General features: G+C 70.9%; 18 protein-coding genes and 1 pseudogene. 11 read left to right on the forward strand and 8 right to left on the reverse strand.

What is annotated here, in order from left to right; genetic code table 11:
• Positions 1-13: 13 nt before the first annotated feature.
• Both JFN87_RS17135 and JFN87_RS17140 read right to left on the reverse strand, forming a co-directional pair.
• Positions 14-682, reverse strand: coding sequence for a potassium channel family protein (locus tag JFN87_RS17135; protein WP_030902722.1), 669 nt, complete (start codon positions 680-682; stop codon positions 14-16).
• Positions 682-1,350: a potassium channel family protein gene (locus tag JFN87_RS17140; RefSeq protein WP_209340959.1), complete on the reverse strand. Its 669-nt coding sequence runs from the start codon at positions 1,348-1,350 to the stop codon at positions 682-684. Before JFN87_RS17140 ends, JFN87_RS17135 begins: the two co-directional genes overlap by 1 nt.
• A 307-nt stretch (positions 1,351-1,657) precedes the next feature.
• On the opposite strand from JFN87_RS17140, the gene JFN87_RS17145 reads away from it, so the two are divergent.
• Positions 1,658-3,709 (forward strand): APC family permease, encoded by a 2,052-nt coding sequence (locus tag JFN87_RS17145; RefSeq protein WP_209340960.1) that lies wholly within the window; start codon positions 1,658-1,660, stop codon positions 3,707-3,709.
• 178 nt (positions 3,710-3,887) lie between these two features.
• Here JFN87_RS17145 and rpmB read toward each other — a convergent pair whose 3' ends face one another.
• Positions 3,888-4,112 (reverse strand): 50S ribosomal protein L28, encoded by a 225-nt coding sequence (gene rpmB, locus JFN87_RS17150; RefSeq protein WP_030902726.1) that lies wholly within the window; start codon positions 4,110-4,112, stop codon positions 3,888-3,890.
• A gap of 413 nt (positions 4,113-4,525) precedes the next feature.
• Here rpmB and JFN87_RS17155 point away from each other — a divergent pair, with 413 nt between their 5' ends.
• The 7 genes and pseudogenes from JFN87_RS17155 (at position 4,526) to JFN87_RS17180 (ending at position 12,009) form a co-directional block, all read left to right on the forward strand.
• Entirely contained in the window at positions 4,526-5,854 is a 1,329-nt protein-coding gene (locus tag JFN87_RS17155) for a class I SAM-dependent RNA methyltransferase (RefSeq protein WP_209340961.1), read from the forward strand.
• 152 nt (positions 5,855-6,006) lie between these two features.
• Positions 6,007-6,201, forward strand: a complete 195-nt coding sequence (locus tag JFN87_RS17160) for a ribbon-helix-helix protein, CopG family (protein WP_209340962.1) — start codon at positions 6,007-6,009, stop codon at positions 6,199-6,201.
• A complete protein-coding gene (locus tag JFN87_RS17165; RefSeq protein WP_209340963.1) occupies positions 6,198-6,590 on the forward strand; it encodes a type II toxin-antitoxin system death-on-curing family toxin in 393 nt (130 codons plus the stop codon). Before JFN87_RS17160 ends, JFN87_RS17165 begins: the two co-directional genes overlap by 4 nt.
• A 348-nt stretch (positions 6,591-6,938) precedes the next feature.
• Positions 6,939-8,951, forward strand: a complete 2,013-nt coding sequence (locus JFN87_RS17170) for a S9 family peptidase (protein WP_209340964.1) — start codon at positions 6,939-6,941, stop codon at positions 8,949-8,951.
• Between the two features lie 276 nt (positions 8,952-9,227).
• Positions 9,228-10,247, forward strand: a complete 1,020-nt coding sequence (locus JFN87_RS17175; protein ID WP_209340965.1) for a P1 family peptidase — start codon at positions 9,228-9,230, stop codon at positions 10,245-10,247.
• Positions 10,248-10,344: 97 nt separating this feature from the next.
• Positions 10,345-10,926 (forward strand): annotated as a pseudogene (locus JFN87_RS33705) (carbohydrate ABC transporter substrate-binding protein); the annotation flags it as partial.
• 177 nt (positions 10,927-11,103) lie between these two features.
• Positions 11,104-12,009 carry an NAD-dependent protein deacetylase gene (locus JFN87_RS17180; RefSeq protein ID WP_209340966.1) on the forward strand — a complete coding sequence of 302 codons (906 nt, stop codon included), beginning with the start codon at positions 11,104-11,106 and terminating at the stop codon, positions 12,007-12,009.
• Between the two features lie 12 nt (positions 12,010-12,021).
• Here the strand turns inward: JFN87_RS17180 and JFN87_RS17185 are convergent, their stop codons facing one another.
• Positions 12,022-12,729, reverse strand: coding sequence for a helix-turn-helix domain-containing protein (locus JFN87_RS17185; protein ID WP_307865489.1), 708 nt, complete (start codon positions 12,727-12,729; stop codon positions 12,022-12,024).
• Positions 12,730-13,271: 542 nt separating this feature from the next.
• Between JFN87_RS17185 and JFN87_RS17190 the strand changes: the two genes are divergently transcribed.
• Positions 13,272-15,005 carry a glycoside hydrolase family 6 protein gene (locus JFN87_RS17190; RefSeq protein ID WP_209340967.1) on the forward strand — a complete coding sequence of 578 codons (1,734 nt, stop codon included), beginning with the start codon at positions 13,272-13,274 and terminating at the stop codon, positions 15,003-15,005.
• A 99-nt stretch (positions 15,006-15,104) separates the two neighbouring features.
• On the opposite strand, the gene JFN87_RS17195 is transcribed toward JFN87_RS17190, so the two are convergent.
• The gene (locus tag JFN87_RS17195) at positions 15,105-15,527 is read right to left on the reverse strand and encodes a VOC family protein (RefSeq protein WP_209340968.1); all 423 of its coding nucleotides are present in this window, start codon (positions 15,525-15,527) and stop codon (positions 15,105-15,107) included.
• Between the two features lie 140 nt (positions 15,528-15,667).
• Here JFN87_RS17195 and JFN87_RS17200 point away from each other — a divergent pair, with 140 nt between their 5' ends.
• Together JFN87_RS17200 and JFN87_RS17205 are read left to right on the forward strand one after the other, a co-directional pair.
• Positions 15,668-16,642, forward strand: coding sequence for a helix-turn-helix transcriptional regulator (locus JFN87_RS17200; RefSeq protein ID WP_209340969.1), 975 nt, complete (start codon positions 15,668-15,670; stop codon positions 16,640-16,642).
• Between the two features lie 97 nt (positions 16,643-16,739).
• Positions 16,740-17,675, forward strand: a complete 936-nt coding sequence (locus JFN87_RS17205; protein ID WP_209340970.1) for a COG4705 family protein — start codon at positions 16,740-16,742, stop codon at positions 17,673-17,675.
• Between the two features lie 74 nt (positions 17,676-17,749).
• Here JFN87_RS17205 and JFN87_RS17210 read toward each other — a convergent pair whose 3' ends face one another.
• From JFN87_RS17210 to JFN87_RS17220, 3 genes are all read right to left on the reverse strand, one after another.
• Positions 17,750-18,382 carry a hypothetical protein gene (locus JFN87_RS17210; protein WP_209340971.1) on the reverse strand — a complete coding sequence of 211 codons (633 nt, stop codon included), beginning with the start codon at positions 18,380-18,382 and terminating at the stop codon, positions 17,750-17,752.
• Between the two features lie 126 nt (positions 18,383-18,508).
• Complete coding sequence (locus tag JFN87_RS17215) at positions 18,509-19,702, reverse strand: 4-hydroxybenzoate 3-monooxygenase (RefSeq protein WP_209340972.1); 1,194 nt, start codon at positions 19,700-19,702, stop codon at positions 18,509-18,511.
• A gap of 108 nt (positions 19,703-19,810) precedes the next feature.
• Positions 19,811-20,275 carry a MaoC family dehydratase gene (locus JFN87_RS17220; RefSeq protein WP_209340973.1) on the reverse strand — a complete coding sequence of 155 codons (465 nt, stop codon included), beginning with the start codon at positions 20,273-20,275 and terminating at the stop codon, positions 19,811-19,813.

Raw genomic sequence — 20,275 nt, forward strand, 5'->3', positions numbered from 1 at the left:
CCCGGCCCGCCGGTTACTGCTCCCGGTGGACCGAGAGCAAATCCTCCAGCTGCTCCTCGCGGGCCTGGGCCGCCACGAAGAGCAGCTCGTCGCCCGCCTCCAGCGTCTCGTCCGCGCTCGGCGTCAGGACGCTCGTCCCGCGGATGATCGTCACCAGGGACGTGTCCTCCGGCCACGTGACGTCGCCCACCTGCGTCCCCGAAATCGCCGACTCGGGCGGCAGCGTCAGCTCCACCAGGTTCGCGTCCCCGTGGCTGAAGCGGAGCAGGCGCACCAGGTCGCCGACGCTCACCGCCTCCTCCACCAGCGCGGACATCAGGCGCGGCGTCGAGACGGCCACGTCCACCCCCCACGCCTCGCTGAACAGCCACTCGTTCTTGGGGTTGTTCACGCGCGCCACGACGCGCGGCACGCCGTACTCCGTCTTCGCGAGCAGCGACACGACGAGGTTGACCTTGTCGTCGCCGGTGGCAGCGATCACCACGTTGCAGCGCTGCAGCGCCGCCTCGTCCAGCGACGTGATCTCGCAGGCGTCCGCCAGCAGCCACTCCGCCATCGGCACCCGCTCGACGGAGATCGCGGTCGGCGCCTTGTCCACGAGGAGCACCTCGTGGCCGTTCTCCAGCAGCTCGCCGGCGATGGACCGGCCCACCGCGCCCGCTCCGGCAATCGCGACGCGCATCAGTTGTGCCCTCCGTCCGGGCCCGCGGCGAACGCCGTCTCGACCTTCTCGACCTCGTCCGTACGCATCATCGCGTGCACGAGGTCGCCCTCCTGCAGCACCGTGTCGGCGGTCGGCAGCATGGCCTCGCCGAGACGCGTGACGAATGCCACGCGGACGCCGGTCTCCTCCTGCAGCCTGCTGATCCGCTGGCCGATCCACGTCTCGGGGGTGTGCACCTCCGCGAGCTGCACCCCGCCGCTCGGGTCGCGCCACAGCGGCTCCGCGCCGGACGGCAGCAGCCGCCGCAGCATCTGGTCGGCCGTCCAGCGGACGGTGGCCACCGTGGGGATGCCGAGGCGCTGGTAGACCTCGGCGCGGCGCGGGTCGTAGATGCGCGCCGCGACGTTCTCGATGCCGAACATCTCGCGCGCCACACGCGCCGCGATGATGTTGGAGTTGTCACCGCTGCTGACCGCGGCGAACGCCCCGGCCTCCTCGATCCCGGCCTCGCGCAGCGTGTCCCCGTCGAAGCCGACGCCGGTGACCCTGCGTCCCCCGAACCCCGCGCCCAGCCTGCGGAACGCGGTCGAGTCCTGGTCGATCACGGCGATCGAGTGGCCCTGCTCCTCCAGCGTCTGCGCGAGCGCGGCGCCCACCCGCCCGCACCCCATGATCACGATGTGCACGTGATGTCCCCCGCGCTCCTGGTTGCCGCACCGATCTGCGAAAACACCCTGCTCACTCATCCTTGTCGACGTGCCGGGCACCTGTGGGCCGCCGGGAAAGGCTGCCCAGAGGCACGAGCTTAAGCGGCGCCCCCCTGCCCGCCGCCATCCCCGTACCCGGCCGCGTTCCCCGGAAGGCGACAAGATTGCGACAAGAGAACGTACGGAGCCCGTCACGGTGCGCCACCGCACCCCATGTGAGCAGGTGAACCGGTAATTCGGGGTGCTGCCTGCGCACTCAGCTGTTCGAACGCATACCATTCCGCCCGTGTCCAAACTGACCGACGTGCCCAAACGGATCCTGATCGGGCGGGCGCTGCGCAGCGACAAGCTCGGGGAGACGCTCCTTCCCAAGCGCATCGCGCTGCCCGTCTTCGCGTCCGACCCGCTGTCCTCCGTCGCGTACGCACCCGGCGAGGTGCTGATCGTCCTGTCGGTGGCGGGTGCGTCGGCCTACCACTTCTCGGTGTGGATCACGCTCGCCGTCGCGGTGCTGATGTTCACCGTCGTCGCGTCGTACCGGCAGAACGTCCACGCGTACCCGAGCGGCGGGGGCGACTACGAGGTCGCCACCACGAACCTCGGCCCCAAGGCCGGGCTGACCGTCGCCAGCGCCCTGCTGGTCGACTACGTCATGACCGTCGCGGTGTCCATCTCGTCCGGCGTGGAGAACCTCGGCTCCGCGATCCCCTTCGTCGTCCAGCACAAGGCGATCTGCGCCGTCGCAGTCATCGTCATCCTGACCCTGATGAACCTCCGTGGCGTGCGCGAGTCGGGCAAGCTGTTCGCGATCCCCACGTACGTCTTCGTCGGTGGCGTCTTCGTGATGATCGCCTGGGGCGCCTTCAAGGGCCTCGCACTGGGCGACGTCATGCACGCCCCGACGTCGCACCTGCACATCAAGCCCGAGAAGAGCACCCTGGCCGGGTTCGCGATGCTGTTCCTGCTGCTGCGGGCGTTCTCGTCGGGCTGTGCGGCGCTCACCGGCGTCGAGGCGATCAGCAACGGCGTGCCCGCGTTCCGCAAGCCCAAGAGCAAGAACGCGGCCTCCACGCTGGCGCTCATGGGCGGCCTCGCCGTCGTCATGTTCTGCGGGATCATGGCGCTCGCGATCGGCACCAGGGTGCGGATGGCGGACAACCCGGCCGTCGACCTGCTGCGCGCCAACGGGCATGCCGTCGGCAGCTCGTTCGTCGTCGACCCCGTCATCACGCAGGTCGCGGCGGCGGTGTTCGGCAGGGGCACGTTCTTCTTCGTGGTGCTGGCCGCCGCGACCGCTCTGGTGCTGTTCCTCGCGGCGAACACCGCCTACAACGGCTTCCCGCTGCTCGGCTCCATCCTCGCGCAGGACCGCTACCTGCCCCGCCAGCTGCACACCAGGGGCGACCGGCTCGCCTTCTCCAACGGCATCGTCCTGCTCGCCGGGGCGGCCATCCTGCTCGTGGTGGTCTACGGGGCCGACTCGACGCGCCTGATCCAGCTCTACATCGTCGGCGTGTTCGTGTCGTTCACGCTCAGCCAGACGGGCATGGTCAGGCACTGGAACCGGCACCTGCGCACCGAACGCGACCGCTCGAAGCGCCGGCGCATGATGCGCTCGCGCGCGATCAACGCCTTCGGCGCGTTCCTCACGGGCGTCGTGCTGGTGGTCGTCCTCGCCACCAAGTTCAGCCACGGGGCCTGGGTCGCCGTGCTCGGCATGGTGATCTTCTACGGCACGATGACGGCGATCAGGAAGCACTACGACCGGATCGCGGAGGAACTCGCGGCCTCCGACAACCCGTCGGAGGACACCGTCAAGCCGTCCCGCGTCCACTCCATCGTGCTGGTGTCCAAGCTGCACAGGCCGACGCTGCGGGCGCTCGGCTACGCCAAGCTCATGCGCACCGGGACGCTCGAAGCGCTCAGCATCAGCGTCGACCCGGCGGAGACCAAGGCGCTGCGCGAGGAGTGGGAGCGGCGCAACATCAACGTGCCGCTGAAGATCCTCGACTCGCCCTACCGCGAGATCACACGGCCGATCATCGAGTACGTGAAGTCCCTGCGCACCGAGAATCCGCGCGACGCGATCAGCATCTTCATCCCCGAGTACGTCGTGGGCCACTGGTACGAGCACCTGCTGCACAACCAGAGCGCGCTGCGGCTCAAGGGGCGGCTGCTGTTCATGCCGGGCGTGATGGTCACGTCCGTGCCCTACCAGCTGGAGTCGTCGGAAGTCGCACGCAAGCGTGCGCGCAGGCGCGCGGAGTGGACCGCGCCCGGCTCGGTGCGGCGGGGCCCCGTCGACGTGCGGCGCAAGGACGCGGGCGGCAAGAGCTGACGGGCACGGGCCGGCCACGAGGCCGGCCCGTCACGGGCTCAGCCGCCTCGTGCACGCACCCGGAAACGCGAAACTCCCCTCGGGCCGATTCCCGGGGGGAGCATGCGCGGTGGTGAATCTGGAAAGTCTGTGACGACCGCTCGAACCGGCCACGCGGACCATCCGGCGCGTCAAGTCGTCAGGCACTCACGGCGCGCGTGGCCTTGCCGGCCTTCAGGCAGGACGTGCAGACGTTCAGCTTCTTCGGCGTGCCGTTCACCACGGTGCGCACCGACTGGATGTTCGGGTTGAAGCGACGGGGGCTGCGGCCCTTCACGCGGCGCTTGATGGCCTGGCGACCGAGACGCGAGACGGTCCTGCCGAAGACGGGTGCCTTGTCGCAAAAGTCGCAACGCTGAGACATGGGAATTTCTCTCCACGTGGTGGTAGGGGGTGCGAACAAGCCGAGTACGAGCCAGGCACCAAAAGTTTTGCCAAGGTAGTCTAGCCTACCAGAGCCCGCGCCCCGAATGCCGGGGCAGCGCACGCGGGAAGCGCGCGAAAACGCCTGGTCAGCCAGGCAATGCGGGCCGTGGCGCCGAACCGCCCACCCCGGACCGCACCGGCCCAGGCTACAGCGCCGACGAAGCGACACCGCCCCAGAATTGGCTGCCGCAAGCCGCAATTACGCCGGGAATCCGGCAAGGCAGAACACGCACCGTCGAAATGCACACGCGGAACCTCGACGTAGCCCGGACGGAGCACCGGGCGGCGGCCCGTAAAATGGTCGGACGGCCCTGCCACACCGACCTCCCAACGCTCTGGAGTCCCCCCTTCATGCCAACCGAGTCGAACGCCTCGCCAGTCGGGGACGAGTACGAGGTCGAGGTCGGCCCGGTCGCGCACGGCGGCCACTGCGTGGCCCGTACGGAAGAGGGCAGGGTCCTGTTCGTACGGCACGCGCTGCCGGGGGAGCGGGTGGTCGTCCGGATCACCGAGGGAGCGCAGGACGCGCGGTTCCTGCGCGCCGACGCCGTCAAGATCCTCACGCCGTCCAAGGACCGGGTCGAGGCGCCGTGCCCGTACGCGGGGCCGGGCAGGTGCGGCGGCTGCGACTGGCAGCACGCGAAGCCCGGCGCGCAGCGCCGCCTCAAGGGCGAGGTGGTGGCGGAGCAGCTCCAGCGCCTCGCGGGGCTCACGCCCGAGCAGGCCGGCTGGGACGGCACGGTCGTGCCGGCGCCCGGCGACAAGCTGCCCGCGGGCGAGGTGCCCGCCTGGCGCACGCGCGTCCAGTACGCGATCGACGACGAGGGCCGGGCGGGCCTGCGCAAGCACCGCTCGCACGACGTCGAGCCGGTCGACCGCTGCCTGATCGCCGCGCCCGGCGTCGAGGAACTGGGCGTGGAGCGGCGCCAGTGGCCGGACATCGCCACGGTCGAGGCGATCGCGGCGACGGGCTCGGCGGACCGCCAGGTCGTCCTCACGCCCCGCCCCGGCGGCCGGCTCCCGCTGGTCGAGCTGGACAAGCCGGTCTCCGTCCTGCGCGTCGAGGAACGCGACGGGGGAGTGCACCGCGTGCACGGCCGCGACTTCGTCCGCGAGCGCGCGGACGGCCGCACGTACCGGGTGGGCGCGGGCGGCTTCTGGCAGGTCCACACGCAGGCGCCCGCGATGCTGGTGGAGGCCGTGATGCAGGGCCTGCTGCCCAGGAAGGGCGACACGGCCCTCGACCTTTACTGCGGCGTGGGCCTGTTCGCCGGGGCGATCGCCGAACGAGTCGGCGACACCGGCGCGGTGCTCGGCATCGAGTCGGGCAAGCGCGCGGCGGAGGACGCGGCGCACAACCTGCGCGAGATGCCCCGCGTACGCATCGAGCACGGCAAGGTCGACCAGGTCCTGCCGCGCACCCGCATCACGGAGACGGACCTCATCGTCCTCGACCCGCCCCGCGCGGGCGCGGGCCGCAAGACGGTCACACACCTCACCACACTCGGCGCACGCCGCATCGCCTACGTGGCCTGCGACCCGGCGGCCCTGGCGCGTGACCTGGCGTACTTCCGCGAGGGCGGCTACAAGCCGAGGATGCTCAGGGTCTTCGACCTCTTCCCGATGACCCATCATGTGGAGTGCGTCGCGATTCTCGAGCCGATGAAGAAGGACGCCTGACCTGCGCATTTGTGAGCCAGGGCTTGCAGCGGCGACGCCTGCAAGTGGCTCTTGCGTAGATTCTTGAGGCTCGACGCGGAAGTCGTCTCCATGCCTCCGCCGTAGGGATGCAAGCGATCGCCATTTGATACCGGCCTGGTATCATGTTTTGTGTGGCAATGACACTTCGACTCCCCGACGACCTTGACGCGAAGCTCACCGAGCGGGCTCGCCGCGAGGGTCGCAGCAAGCAGGAACTTGCCATCGAGGCGATCCGGGAGGCCCAGAACCGGGCTGAGCTGAAGGTCGATGACGTCTTGGCCGAGTTGGTGGACAGCGATGCGGAGATCCTGGACTACCTGAAGTGACCGAAGTGCGCTACATCCAGATCGACGAGATCCTGACGATCGCTCGCACGGTCAACGGCACCGAGCACAGCGTGCGTGACATGGGCCTTCTCGTATCGGCGATCGAGCGGCCCCGGACCAACGTCTTCGGAGCCGAGTTGTATCCCGCGTTGCACGAGAAGGCTGCGGCACTGCTGCACTCCGTCGCCCGCAATCACGCGCTGATCGACGGCAACAAGCGCACCGCCTGGCTGGCCATGCGCGTCTTCCTGCGGTTCAACGGTGTCAGCGCCAGTACCGCTCCGCCGCCCGTCTCCGTTGCAGGCCCGTTCGTGGAGGCGGTCGCGCAGGACAACATCGCTGTCCCGGAAATCGCCAAGCGTCTGTCGGCCTGGTTTACCCTCACTTGACGTTCGGCTGGGGCCCGGCGTGCGCAGCAGCCGAACGACGGCACGCCGGCCTGACTGATCATTTCGCCATGAGGTGCGGAGCGGACGTAAGTGCACGTTGCCGCTGTTCGTTCGCCGCCCCACGGGGAAAGATCTACCACCTCAGCAATCTCGCCTGATCAGTCGCACTCGTGAACACCCGACTGCAGCGCCGTACACGAGTCATCTCGTAGGCGGTTGGCGGGATTCCGTCTGATCATTGCGATCGGACGGGACCTCTGCTTTTCGGCGGACGGGCAGCAGCAACCCTGGCGGGCGGCGCCCGTAGTCCGCTGTTCATCGCCTCCTTCGCGCGCAAGAATCGTCCGCATGTCTGCGATCCCCGGTGGCACGACCGCCTTCCACGACCTGCACACGTTCCTCGCCCAGCCTCGCGTCAACTCCCTTGCGCTGTCCGCCGACTGTGGCCGACTCGTCGCCACCGTGCAGCGGCTGTCGGAGGACCGGACCAGGTTCGTTCCCGAGCTGTGGGAGATCGATCCGGCCGGTGAGCGCGAGGCGCTGCGCCTGACCCGGTCGGGGAAGGGCGAGTCCGGGCCCGCGTTCGGCCCGGACGGGGTGCTGTACTTCCTGTCGGAACGCGAGGACGACAGCGAGGAGGTCAAGCACGAGGGTGCCGCCCTGTGGGCGCTGCCCGGGCGTGGTGAGGCCGCCGTCGTGGCCCGGCACCCGGGCGGGATCACCGCGTTCACCGTCGCCCGGGACTCCGGCGCGCTGGCCCACACCGCCGGGCTGCTGCCCGGCGCCGCCGACGCCGATGCGCACGGCAAGCTGCGCACGGCGCGTGGGGACGCGAAGGTCACCGCGATCCTGTACGAGGCCGGGCCGACCCGCGCCTGGGACCGCGATCTCGGCCCCGAGACACAGCACACCTTCGTGCGCGCGGGGGCCGAGGGCGCCGTGGTCGACGCCGGTGAGCAGGGCGTCGGCCTCGAGCACCCCGGGGACGTGGCGCTGTCGCCCGACGGGACGCGAGTGGCCTACACCCGGTTCGTAACCGGCCCGGTGCCCGCCGAGAACCGCACCGCCGTGGTGGTGGCGGACGCGGCCACCGGCGAGGAGGTCTTCGTCATGGGCGATGCGGAGCACGTCTACGAGGCGCCCGTGTTCACGCACGACGGCTCGGCGGTCGTGTGCTCGCGGATGACGTGGCCGACTTACGAAGAATCGATGGACATGACGCTCGTCCGGGTCGGCGTGGACGGCGGCGAGGCCGTCGATCTGCTGCCCGGGTTCGACAACTGGCCTGTCGGCGCCGTCTGTTCTCCGGTCGACGACGCCCTCTTCTTCGCGGCCGATGTGGAGGGACACGCGCCCGTCTTCCGGCGGGACGCGGACGGCACCGTGACCCGGCTCACCGCCTCGGGCGCGTACGGCTCGCTCTGCGTGGCCCCCGACGCGCGGACGCTGTACGCGCTGCGCAACGCGATCGACTCGCCGCCGCGGCCTGTCAGGTTCGAGGCCGGCATCGCCGACCAGACTCCGGTCGGGTTGCCCGCCCCCGGTGCGTTCGACGCGCTGCCGGGCAGCCTCACCGAGGTGCAGGCCGACGCGGTGGACGGGTACCGGCTGCGCGGCTGGCTCGTGCTGCCCGAGGGCGCGTCGGCCGACAACCCCGCGCCACTGCTCGTCGCCGTGCACGGCGGGCCGCAGGGCAGCTGGAACGGCTGGACCTGGCGGTGGAACCCGTGGCCGTTCGCGGCCCGCGGCTACGCGGTGCTGCTGCCCGACCCTGCACTGTCGACCGGCTACGGTCAGCAGGGCCACCGGCGCGGCTGGGGGCAGTGGGGCGGGGTCCCGTACACGGACGTGATGGCGCTGACCGACGCAACCGAGGCCCGTGACGACATCGATGCCGCGCGCACCGCGCTCGGGGGCGGCTCCTACGGCGGCTACATGGCCAACCGGGTCGCCACGAGGACCGATCGGTTCAAGGCGATCGTGAGTCACGCGGGCCTGTGGGACCTACGGTCCTTCCAGGGCGACACCGATGCGCCCTGGTACTTCCAGTGCATCTTCGGGGACCCGGTGACCCGGCCCGAGCGGTACGAGGCGCACTCCCCGTACCTGGACGCCGCGAAGATCCGTACGCCGATGCTGGTCATCCACGGCGCGAAGGACTTCCGCGTGCCGGTCGGCCAGGGCGCCGCGCTCTTCCAGGATCTGCAGCGGTTCGAGGTGCCTGCGAAGTACCTGTACTTCCCGGACGAGAACCACTGGATCCTCTCCCCGGGCCACATCCAGGTCTGGTACGAAGCGTTCCTGAACTTCCTCGACCACCACGTCCTCGGTGCCGAGTGGAAGCGGCCCGGACTACTGTGACCGCGGGCAGGCCTCGGATCAGCCCGGGATCGGGGCCGGCGGTGACGTTGGCGAACAGGCAGCGCGACCCCGGGAAGTATGCGTGCAGGGCCGGCGCCCGTTGCCTTCGCGGTCCGACAGGGACCGGATCGTCGCCCTCCTGGACGACGGGCCAGTGGTTCGGTGGCCGTCGATCTGCGGCGCGGGCCGCACCCGGGCCCCAGAATGACGTACCGCGCGGTCCGAGGACCGGCGCGCACTCGTCAGTCGCGCCGCGGCCTACGCGATCATTGCGGGATGACTGACACGCACCAAAGCCGCCTGCGGGACTTCGGCCACCGGATCGGCCGTCTGGAGCCCGGTGACCGGAACGCGATCACGGATGTGGCCGGGGTCCTGGTGGGCCAGAGCACCGTCGTCGACGGCGAGAAGGGCATCTACTCCGGTGTCACCGCCATCGTGCCGACCGCTCTCACCGAGGCCGGAGCGCCCAGCCTCCCCGCCGGGCTCCACGTCGGCAACGGCTACGGGAAGTTCGTCGGTGCCACTCAGGTCATGGAGCTGGGCGAGCTGGAGACGCCCGTCCTGCTGACGGCCACCCTGTCCACCTTCCGTGTCGCCGACGCCCTGCTGAGCTGGCTGCTCGACCGGGCGCACGAGCCGCTCGTGTCGGTGAACCCGGTGGTCGGCGAGGTCAACAACGGCTGGCTCTCGACCGGAGACCCGCGCCCCGTCACCGCAGGCCACGTGTACGCCGCACTGGACGGAGCGGGCACCGAGGTGCAGATGGGCAACGTCGGCGGCGGCACCGGAGCCTGCGCCCTGGGATTCAAGGCGGGCATCGGCAGCGCTTCGCGCCGGGTGGAGCTGTCCGGCCGCGCGGCGACGGTCGGTGCGCTCGTCCAGGCGAACATGGGCGGCGACCTCCGCCTTCCTTGGGGCACCGTCACGCCCGAGAGCCTGGGATCACGCAGGGCAGGACCCTCCTCCCAGCGTGGGTCCTGTGTCGTGGTGCTGGCGCTCGACATCGCCTGCGGCGCGCTGCAGCTCTCCCGGATCGCGGCCCGGGGCGTCCTCGCCCTCGGCCGTGTCGGCGCCTCCTACAGCCACGGCAGCGGCGACTACGGCCTGGCGTTCTCCGCCGTCCCCTCCGACAGCCCCAGGACGCTGACGCCGGCGGAGCTGGACACCGTGTTCGCGGCCGCCCTGGAGTCCGTGGAGGAAGCGGTCATCGACGCCCTGCTCGCCGCACGCACCATCCGCACACCGGGCGGACACGAGGCCGTCGCCCTGCCGCACGAGGTGCTCCGGCCGTGAGGCAGTCCGGCACTTCCGGCTGTTCGGTGCGGCGCGCGCCGTTCGCGCGAACCTGACAGTGCTCCGCAAGGGGCCGGTCCTGCGACTGCCGCGACGACTGCCGGTCCGGCCCCGCTTTCGTGCCGAACCGGGGCTTGCCCCCGTCCCGTCGCGCTCATCGTCGAGTCGGCGACGGGTTCTCGCCGCGGAGCCGGCGTAGCCGTCGGCGGTGCGCCCTTCGGGCTTTCCGGCTGCGGGCTCGTGGACGCTGCGGAGGCGGACCCGGACACCATCGTCGTCCACACCCAGCTCGGCACCACCACCCCCGGGCCCCACCTGCCTGGCCGCCGTCAAGCGGTTCGAGAAGGAGAACCCCGGGCTGCGGATCAAGAACCTGATCAACGGCGGCGACCTGCCCCAGGTGTACGAGACCTCCCGGCCGGCCCGCAAGGAAGCCGACGTCGTCATGGTCGATCGGCGCTGGCAAGTGGACGGACCCGAAGGGGCGGCTGCGCGCCTTCCCCTACTTCACCACCAGCCGGCCCGGATCATCCAGACCTTCCTGACCACGGACGAGGCGATCCACGCCTGCAGAACCGGCGACTTCGGCAGTCGCGGCGCGCGTGAGGGCATCGACCGCTTCGTCACGCTGCACGACGCCGGGGTGTTCGCGGGCAAGGCCCCGGCACGGCCGTGCGATCCCGGTCGCGATGGTGCTCGGCGGGGTGCTGGTCGGAGCCCCGTACTTCGTCCGGGTGCTCCGGCAGTCCCGCGTGACGCCGGGCCGCGCCGGAAGCCGCACCGCGCCCGAGCCCGTACGCGCCCGAGCCAGTCACGCTTTCATCCGGCTTCCGCCCCGTTTCCGTACCCTGGCAGCATGCGCATACGCCCGACTCTGAGCTGGACCCCCGCCGAGGACCTGCCGCCGGGCACCACGGATCTCGCACCGGTCGTCGACGCGCTGAGCGCCGGCGGCGTGCTGGTGCTCAGCGGGGCGGGCATCTCCACCGAGTCGGGCATCCCCGACTACCGCGGCGACGGCGGGAGCCTGAGCCGGCACACCCCGATGACGTACCAGAGCTTCACGGCGACAGCCGGGGCCAGGCGCCGGTACTGGGCGCGCAGCCACCTCGGCCGGCGCTCCTTCGCCCGCGCCCGCCCCAACGCCGGGCACCGGGCGGTGGCCGCGTTCGCACGGCACGGCGCGCTCTCGGGGGTGATCACGCAGAACGTCGACGGCCTGCACCAGGCGGCCGGCAGTGAGGGCGTCGTGGAACTCCACGGGAGTCTCGACCGTGTGCTCTGCCTCTCCTGCGGGGCGTTCAGCGCCCGTCATGAACTCGCCGGGCGTCTGGAAGCGGCCAACGTGGGTTTCGAGCCGGTCGCCGCCGGGATCAACCCGGACGGCGACGCCGATCTGACCGACGAGCAGGTCGTGGGCTTCCGCGTGGTGCCGTGCCTGGACTGCGGGGGCGTCCTCAAGCCGGACGTGGTCTTCTTCGGGGAAACGGTTCCGCCGGCGCGGGTCGAGCACTGCCGCGAGCTGGTACGCCGGGCGACGTCGCTGCTGGTGCTCGGGTCCTCGTTGACGGTGATGTCCGGGTTCCGGTTCGTGCGCCAGGCGGCCGAGGCCGGAAAGCCGGTGCTGATCGTCAACCGGGATCCGACCAGGGGTGATCCGCATGCCGTCACCCGGGTCGCGCTGCCCTTGGGCACGTCGTTGACGACGGTGGCCGATCGACTGGGCGTCACGCTCGACGGCGGGCCCGCACAGACCGTTTGACCGCCGTATGACCTAGGAGATGCCGCGTTCGCCCAGCCGGTCCCAGAAGTGCTGCTGGATGTCCGCCAGGTACGCGGCGCCCGCACGCCCGGCGTTGTGCGAGCTGCTGCCCTCGCCCCAGTTCGTGCTGGCCGCCATGAGGGTCTGGTACCCCTTGTGGACGTGCGCCAGCGCGTCCTGCACATCCCGCTTGGGCAGGCCGACCGTCTCGCGCACCGGACCTACATAGCCCTGCCAGCGCGTGGTGGCGGCGCTGACCAGCATCTCGGTCAGCCGCGGCGCACGGCCGGTGAACCTGATCAGTGAGGACAGCGGCAGAGCCAGCGCGTCGGCCAGCTCCGCCGCCTGCCGGTCGTTGCCGTCCCACCGCCCGTCGTTCTCGGCACGCTGGTAGACGGCGACGTCCATGCCGATGGCCATGGCGAGATCGACGACGCCGATGCCCCGCGCGAGGCGGTACTCGCGCAGCGTGCGCGGGACGCCGAGCAGTTCGCCCGGCGCGCACCACAGCGCACCGGCCAGCGCGGTCAGTTCCTTCTCGGTGGGACGATCGCGCCCCTGCTCCCAGGCGATGACGGTCGCGGTCGGGACCTGAACGCCGTATGCGGCACGAAGGGCATGGGCGACGTGAGCGGGGGTCATGCCGAGCGCTTCACGCATGCGTCGCGCGGCCCCGGCGTCGAAGGGCGGTGTGCCCGCCGTTCCTGCCGTCGTGTTCACGGGCACACCGTAGGTGACGCGCATGCGCCGCGCCTACAGTGCGGAGCACCAAGACTCGCCCCGAGCGCCACGGCGGAAGTCCGTAGGAACGTACGGGGAGCCGACGGGCAGTGGCCAGTGGGCAGCCCGGGCGTACCGCCGCCCGGGCTGCCCACTGTGATGCTGAACGATGCCAAGACGTTCAGGAGTTGCACGAACCGGTGGAGAGTGAAAACCAATGGGAGCGCTCCCATAATCGGCGGCATGTCAGGGGCCCGTCAAGTGGTCGGCGACTCCTGAACGATGGATTTGAGGCAAAGTCGGCCGAAGTCCCGTGCCCTCTGTTCATCGCCCCCGCCGAGCGCTACCTTCACTCGCACCAGTGGGAGCGATTCCAGCAGACGGCGCGTCCGCCATGACGCGAAGCGCTGCCAGGGGTCGCTCATGCGACACCTCCCGCGTTCAGGACTTTTACGCCGTCCGCAGTCCGGCCGCGCCCTCCCGGGCGCGATCGCGCATCCGCACGTGCAGCACGTCCGTCCCACAGGAGGGAAAACACGCTCATGAACCGCAAGAGATCAGCGGTGTTCGCCGCCCTCACTCTCGTCGCCGGAAGCTCCTGCATGGCGCTCGGCGCCGCGCCGGCGAGTGCCGGTGCCGCCTCCGTGCCCTGCACCGTCGACTACCAGATCCAGAACCAGTGGCCGACCGGGTTCACCGCCGCCGTCACCGTCACCAACAACGGCGCGGCGAAGTCGAATTGGTCGCTGAAGTGGTCCTACGCCGGCGATCAGAAGGTCACCGGCGGCTGGAGTGCGCGGATCCAGCAGAGCGGCGCCGCCGTGACCGCGACCAACGAGAGCTACAACGGATCGCTCGCCACCGGTGGCTCGGTCGGCTTCGGCTTCCAGGGCACCTACAGCGGCGCCAACGCCGTGCCCACCACCTTCACCCTCGACGGGGTGACCTGCAACGTCGACGACGGAAGCGGCGGCGACGGTGGTGACGGTGGTGACGGCGGCGGCGGTACCACCGACCCGAGCGGCCGCGTCGACAACCCGTACGCCGACGCCAAGGTCTACGTGAACCCCGAGTGGTCCGCGCACGCCGCAGCCGAACCGGGTGGCAGCCGCGTCTCCGACGAGCCCACCGCCGTCTGGCTCGACAGCATCGGCACGATAGCGGGCGTGGACGGCGCGATGGGGTTGCGAGACCACCTCGACGCGGCCCTGACGCAGAAGGGCTCGGGCGAGTTGGTCGTCCAGCTGGTCATCTACGACCTGCCGGGACGCGACTGCGCCGCTCTCGCCTCCAACGGCGAGCTCGGGCCCACCGAGATCGACGCGTACGAGACGCAGTACATCGACCCGATCGCCTCGATCCTCGCCGACCCGAAGTACGCCGGCCTGCGGATCTCCACCATCGTCGAGCCCGACTCCCTGCCCAACCTGGTCACCAACGCCGGCGGCACCGACACCACCACCGAGGCGTGCACGACCATGAAGTCCAACGGCAACTACGAGAAGGGCGTCAGCTACGCCCTGGAGAAGCTCGGCGCCATCCCGAACGTGTACAACTACATCGACGCCGCCCACCACGGCTGGCTCGGCTGGGACACCAACCTGAACCCCGCCGTCCAGGAGTTCCACAAGGTCGCCACCACCAACGGCGCCAGTGTGAACGACGTCGCGGGCTTCATCGTCAACACCGCCAACTACAGCGCCACCACGGAGCCGTACGTCAAGGTCACCGACAGCGTGAACGGGCAGACGGTGCGCCAGGCGAAGTGGGTGGACTGGAACAACTACGTGGACGAGCAGTCCTACGCCCAGGCGCTGCGCGGCAAGCTCGTCGCGGCCGGCTTCAACTCCGGTACGGGCATGCTGATCGACACCTCGCGCAACGGCTGGGGCGGCTCCGCGAGGCCGGCCGGCGCGGGCCCGACGACCTCGGTGGACGACTACGTCGACGGCGGCCGTATCGACCGCCGCATCCACGTCGGCAACTGGTGCAACCAGAGCGGCGCGGGCCTCGGCGCACGGCCGACGGCCGCCCCCGCCGCCGGGATCGACGCCTACGTCTGGGCCAAGCCCCCGGGCGAGTCGGACGGGGCGAGCTCCGCGGTCCCGAACGACGAGGGCAAGGGCTTCGACCGGATGTGCGATCCGACGTACGGAGGCAACGCCCGCAACGGCAACAACCCCACGGGCGCGCTGCCGGACGCTCCGCTGGCCGGGCACTGGTTCTCCGCGCAGTTCCAGCAGCTGATGAAGAACGCCTACCCGCCGCTGTCATGACCCGCGGCGCGTAGCCGATCCGCCGGGGCCCGGACCCCGGGGCCCGGAGCCCGGGTCATGGGCTCCGGGTCATGGGCCCCGGCGGACCGCACAAGACACTCAGACGTTGTAGGGGGCGGCGACGTCCAGCACCCAGGTGACACCGAAGCGGTCGGTGAGCATGCCGTACAGCGGCGCCCACTGCGCGGGCCCCAGCGGCCGCACGATGGCCGAGCCCTCGGCGAGCCTGTCCCACAGGGCGGTGATCTCCTCGGTGGCGTCGCCGCGTACGGAGACGAAGAACGGGTTCTCGCCCCGGGCCCAGGGCAGTTGGGAGGGCACATCGTAGGCCATGACGTGGAAGCCGTTGTCGCTCGCCACCTCACCCCACATCACCCACTCCGCCTCGCTCTCGTGTCCCACCGCGCCCGCGTCCTTGTAGGTGACCGCGGCGGTGTGTCCGCCGAAGACGGACTGGTAGAAGCCCAGCGCCTCACGCGCGGTGCCGCGGAAGTTCAGATGGGTGGTGGTCGTGACGGACATGCCGGCTCCCTGCCTCGGTGTGGCGAACGGTTCGTGTGCCACCATGACGGAAGAAGAGGACAGGTCGTGTCCTGTACCTGTCCTTCACTCGTGTCCTGTACTCGTGCCCTGCACCGGCCGATGGAAATGCGGGTCTTCACATGCACAAAACGTCCTCCCGGCTGCTCGCCCTTCTCTCGCTGCTGCAGACGCACCGCGACTGGTCCGGCGAGCGGCTGGCCCAGCGCCTCGACGTCACCGCACGCACCGTGCGCCGTGACATCGACCGCCTGCGCGAACTCGGATACCGGATCACGTCGGTCAAAGGACCGGCCGGTGGCTACCGGCTGGACGCCGGCGCGCACATGCCACCGCTGCTGTTCGACGACGATCAGGCCGTGGCCCTGGCCGTCGCGCTGGGGACGGCGGCCACCGGCGCGGCCGTCGCCGAGGACGCGGTCCGTGCGCTGGCCACTCTCCGCCAGGTCATGCCGCCTCGCCTGCGCCACCGCATCGACTCGCTGCGCTTCACCGCCGTCCGGCCACCCGATCCCCAGGGCGGCAGCGACGTCGATCCCCGGATCCTGGTGGAGCTGAGCCGGGTCGTCCGCGCACGGGAGGAACTGCGCTTCGACTACGCGTCAGGGCCGGGCGAACCGTCCGGCGATCCCCGCCGCGTACACCCCCACCACCTGGTCACCTGGTCCAGCCGCTGGTACCTGGTGGCCTGGGACCTCGACCGTGAGGACTGGCGCACCTTCCGCGTCGACCGCGTACGGCCGCGCGTGCCCACCGGGCCGCGGTTCGACCCGCGTGAGCTCCCCGGCGGCGACGTCTCCGCCTTCCTCACCGGCCGGTTCCGCGGCAGCGAGGGGCCTGCCACCGAGTGGCCCTGCCGGGGCGAGGTCGTCCTCCACCGTCCGGCGTCCGACGTGGCGCCCTTCGTCCAGGACGGCATCGTCGAGGAACTCGGCCCCCACCACTGCCGGCTCACCCTCGGCTCCTGGTCATGGACCGGGCTCGCGGCCGCCATCGGCCGCTTCGACGCCGACGTGGACGTCATCGGACCGCCCCCGCTGACCCAGGCGTGCGCGGAACTCGCCGCCCGCTACGCTCGCGCCGGACGCGCAGCGTAACCGATGGCTCGCAACGTGTCACCGATCTACTACATTATGTAGTTGAGTTGGTGGACCGTGCCCCGAACACCGGGGGGCGGCCGAGGATCGGAGCGACATGACGGCACAGGCGCGAGCAGCAGGGGCGGGGCAGGACGGGGCGATGTACGTGCTACGCAAGCTTCCGCAAGTGACGGTGCTGTTCTGGGCGCTGAAGACGGTCGCGGTGACGCTCGGCGAGACCGCCGGCGACCTGCTCGGCATCACGTTCCGGCTCGGCTACCTCACGACCGCCGTCATCTTCCTGATCTTCTTCGCGGCCGTCGTCGTGGCCCAGGTGCGGGCCCGGCGGTTCCACTCAGCGCTCTACTGGGCGGTGGTCCTCGCTACGAGCATGGTCGGAACCGAGATCTCCGACTTCCTCAACCGGGGATTCGGCCACGGCAGCGCGCCCGCCGGAATCGGCTACGCCTGGGGTGCGGTGCTTCTCAGCGCTGCCCTCGCGCTGGTCTTCCTGGTGTGGTGGCGCACGGGGCAGACCTGCGATGTGGAGAACATCTCCAGCCGCACGGGCGAGATCCTCTACTGGGCGGCGATCCTCGTCTCCAACACCCTCGGGACATCGAGCGGCGACTGGCTCTCCGACGGCACCGGCCTTGGCTTCCGCCGCGCCTTTCTGGTCATCGCGGGCATCATGCTGGTCATCGTGGCGGCGTACTACCTGACGAACGTCAACAAGACCGTGCTGTTCTGGCTGGCGTTCATCCTCACCCGCCCACTCGGGGCGGCCGGCGGGGACTCGCTGACCAAGCCGGTGCGCGAAGGCGGTCTCGGCTGGGGAACGGCCGGGGGCTCCGCGGCCCTCGGCGTCCTGCTGCTCCTCCTGATCGGCCGGCAGACCCTGCACCTGCGCCGCGACCCCTTGGCCCCGCTGCCCGCGCCCGTCGACCGCCGTACCGGTCGCCCCCAACTGCCGAACGGTGCGCCGGTCGCCTCGCCCGCCACGGCCCCCGCGCGACTGAGCCCTCCTGAGGAGTCCCAGGCGCCCGCCTGAGCGTAAGGGGCAGCCTGCGGCGGCTCGCCGGGAGCTCGGCCATTGGCAACTCCACCGGAGCGGGAACACGCCCCTCAGCGCTGCTCGACGGTGCTCGTGACGCGTACGAGCGACGGCGTCCTCGGCACGGAGCCGAACCCGAAGTGGACGGGCGGCTCGACCGGCGCGATCGCGCCGAGGTCGCCGCCCTCCCATGCGGCCGAGACCGCGACGAGCGGCCGCAGGTCGCGGGCGCCGTACCACTCGCGGCGGCCACCGCCCGCGGTGCCGCGTGTGCGCACCCCGTCGAGCAGCGCGGCGGCCGGACGGTCCGTCAGCGCGCTCCACGCGGGACGGCGGGCCAGCGCGGCGGGCACGGCCCGCAGGGCCAGCCCCAGCGGGCCCCTCCGGCCGGTGGCGAAACGCCATTCGAGCGGGCCCGCGGCGACCGTCCACACCCCACCGTCGACCGTCACACGGACCGGCACCACGCGGACGGCGTCGAAGACGTACGTGGCGCGCACGAAATCCGCCGTCCGCCGCGTGGGCGCGAGGAGCAGCCGGTGTCCGTCGGCGTCCTCGGCCATCACATCGCTGAAGGCCCCGAAGGGGGAGTGCGGCCAGTGGCCCAGCACGAGGCGCGTCCCGGAGGCCGTGCCCGTGCCCGCGATCCATCCGTCGAAGCGCAGCCGCCGTGCCCGGGCCGCTCCGCCGCCACTCCCGCCCATCGTCGCGTCCTTCCGCCGTCCGCCGCAAGGGGACCACGCGTCACCCGCCGGGCGCCGCGCGGCGCGCCCGCCGGCCCGCGAGAGACGGCCGTACATTCCCTGGTGCGGATCGCGTGGCCGGCCGCTTCACTCCGGCACTCGGTCCGGCCATCCGGTGTATCCCTCGGCCAGGAGCCGGGCGCCCGACTCCGACCCTGTGACGGTCCGCAGCTCGCCGAGTTGGCGGCGCATGTCGAAGGGATCAGCGCCGGGCGGTGTGTGCAGCATGGTCGTCATCCAGTAGGAGAAGTGCTGGGCCTTCCAGACCCGGGCGAGTGCCCGCGGTCCGTACGAATCGAGAGCCGCGTCGTCACCGCCGTGCACGGCGCGCTCCAAGAGCTCCGCCAGGATGCGCACGTCGGCGAGCGCGAGGTTCAGGCCCTTGGCGCCGGTGGGCGGGACGGTGTGAGCGGCGTCGCCAGCCAGCAGCAGCCGTCGCCACCGCATGGGCTCCGCGACGAAACTGCGGAAGCGGAGGACGGTCTTCTCCGTGATCGGTCCCTCGACGAGCCGGAAGCCGTCCTCTCCGGCGACCCGCTGCTGCAGCTCATGCCAGATCCGGTCGTCGGACCAGGCCGCCGTCTCCTCGTCGGGGGCGCACTGGAAGTACATGCGCTGCAGCATGGCAGTGCGCTGGCTGATCAGCGCGAAGCCGCGGGTTGAGTGGGTGTAGACCAACTCCGGTGCGCTGGGCGGCGCCTGGGTGATGATCCCGAACCATGCGAAGGGGTACTCGCGGAAGTAGTGGCGCCGGTGCTCCTGCGGAATCTCCTGCCGGCAGATGCTGCGAGAGCCATCGGCGCCGACGAGATAGTCGCAGCGGATCTCCTGGCGGCGGCCTTCGGCGTCCGTGTGGACGATGCCCGGCCGGTTCGAGCCGGCGTCCATGACAGCGGTGTCGCGTGCGCCGAAGCGCACGTCACCGCCGTCCCTCGCCCGGGCGTCGGCGAGGTCGGTGAAGACGTCGGTCTGGGGATAGAGCCAGACGGACTCGCCGGTGAGCGCCTTGAAGTCGACGCGGTGGTGGACACCGTCGAACCGCAGTGACGTGCCCTGGTGCTCATGGCCTTCACGCAGTACCCGATCGCCGACTCCGGTGCCGGTGAGCATACGGACGCTGCCGGGCTCCAGGATGCCGGCGCGCACGGTGTTCTCGATGTCGCCGCGGCTGCGGTTGTCGACCACGACGGACTCGATCCCGGACCGGTGCAGCAGGTGGGACAGCATCAGGCCGGCAGGTCCCGCGCCGAGGATGCCGACTGCTGTGCGGGTGATGGCCATCAGGACCCTCCGCGCCTGAGACGTGCGCCGGCACCCACCGGTGCACGGTGCGGACCTGTCGACTGCTGGTGCAAGGCAACTCCCTGGTAGCGGGACGAACGGGGCGGTTCAGGCGTAGTGGCGGTAGATCGCCTGGGCGACGCAGGCCGGCTTCGCGGCGTCCTCGATCTCGATGGTGAAGGTCAGCCGCATCTCGACGCCGCCGCCGCGTACGTCCTCCACCGAGTCGACGTGCCCGTGCATGCGGATACGGGACCCCACCCTCACGGGGTGCGGGAAACGGACCTTGTCCAGGCCGTAGTTGATGCTCATGGACGTGCCCGAGATGGTGAGCAGCCTGTTGAACAGCGGAATGACGAGGGAGAGTGTCAGGTAGCCGTGCGCGATGGTGCCGCCGAAGGGACCGTCCGCGGCACGAGCGGGGTCGGTGTGGATCCACTGGTGGTCGCCGGTGGCGTCGGCGAAGCCGTTCACCTGTTCCTGGGTCACCACCTGCCATTCGGTGCGCCCGAGGTCCTGCCCGGCGAGTGCCTTGATCTCTGCCAGTCCCTCGGCGGTGTGCGACGTGGTCAT

Origin of the sequence: Streptomyces montanisoli (assembly GCF_017813245.1) — a bacterium.
Classification (GTDB): domain Bacteria; phylum Actinomycetota; class Actinomycetes; order Streptomycetales; family Streptomycetaceae; genus Streptomyces; species Streptomyces montanisoli.

Coding starts and splice junctions, on each gene's coding strand:
- rpmB (WP_030902726.1), bottom strand. CDS start 4,112: ATGTCTCAGCGTTGCGACTTTTGCGACAAGGCACCCGTCTTCGGCAGG.
- JFN87_RS17210 (WP_209340971.1), bottom strand. CDS start 18,382: ATGGGCGGGAGTGGCGGCGGAGCGGCCCGGGCACGGCGGCTGCGCTTC.
- JFN87_RS17170 (WP_209340964.1), top strand. CDS start 6,939: ATGTCTGCGATCCCCGGTGGCACGACCGCCTTCCACGACCTGCACACG.
- JFN87_RS17175 (WP_209340965.1), top strand. CDS start 9,228: ATGACTGACACGCACCAAAGCCGCCTGCGGGACTTCGGCCACCGGATC.
- JFN87_RS17215 (WP_209340972.1), bottom strand. CDS start 19,702: ATGGCCATCACCCGCACAGCAGTCGGCATCCTCGGCGCGGGACCTGCC.
- JFN87_RS17205 (WP_209340970.1), top strand. CDS start 16,740: ATGACGGCACAGGCGCGAGCAGCAGGGGCGGGGCAGGACGGGGCGATG.
- JFN87_RS17200 (WP_209340969.1), top strand. CDS start 15,668: ATGCACAAAACGTCCTCCCGGCTGCTCGCCCTTCTCTCGCTGCTGCAG.
- JFN87_RS17155 (WP_209340961.1), top strand. CDS start 4,526: ATGCCAACCGAGTCGAACGCCTCGCCAGTCGGGGACGAGTACGAGGTC.
- JFN87_RS17220 (WP_209340973.1), bottom strand. CDS start 20,275: ATGACCACGTCGCACACCGCCGAGGGACTGGCAGAGATCAAGGCACTC.
- JFN87_RS17190 (WP_209340967.1), top strand. CDS start 13,272: ATGAACCGCAAGAGATCAGCGGTGTTCGCCGCCCTCACTCTCGTCGCC.
- JFN87_RS17135 (WP_030902722.1), bottom strand. CDS start 682: ATGCGCGTCGCGATTGCCGGAGCGGGCGCGGTGGGCCGGTCCATCGCC.
- JFN87_RS17180 (WP_209340966.1), top strand. CDS start 11,104: ATGCGCATACGCCCGACTCTGAGCTGGACCCCCGCCGAGGACCTGCCG.
- JFN87_RS17195 (WP_209340968.1), bottom strand. CDS start 15,527: ATGTCCGTCACGACCACCACCCATCTGAACTTCCGCGGCACCGCGCGT.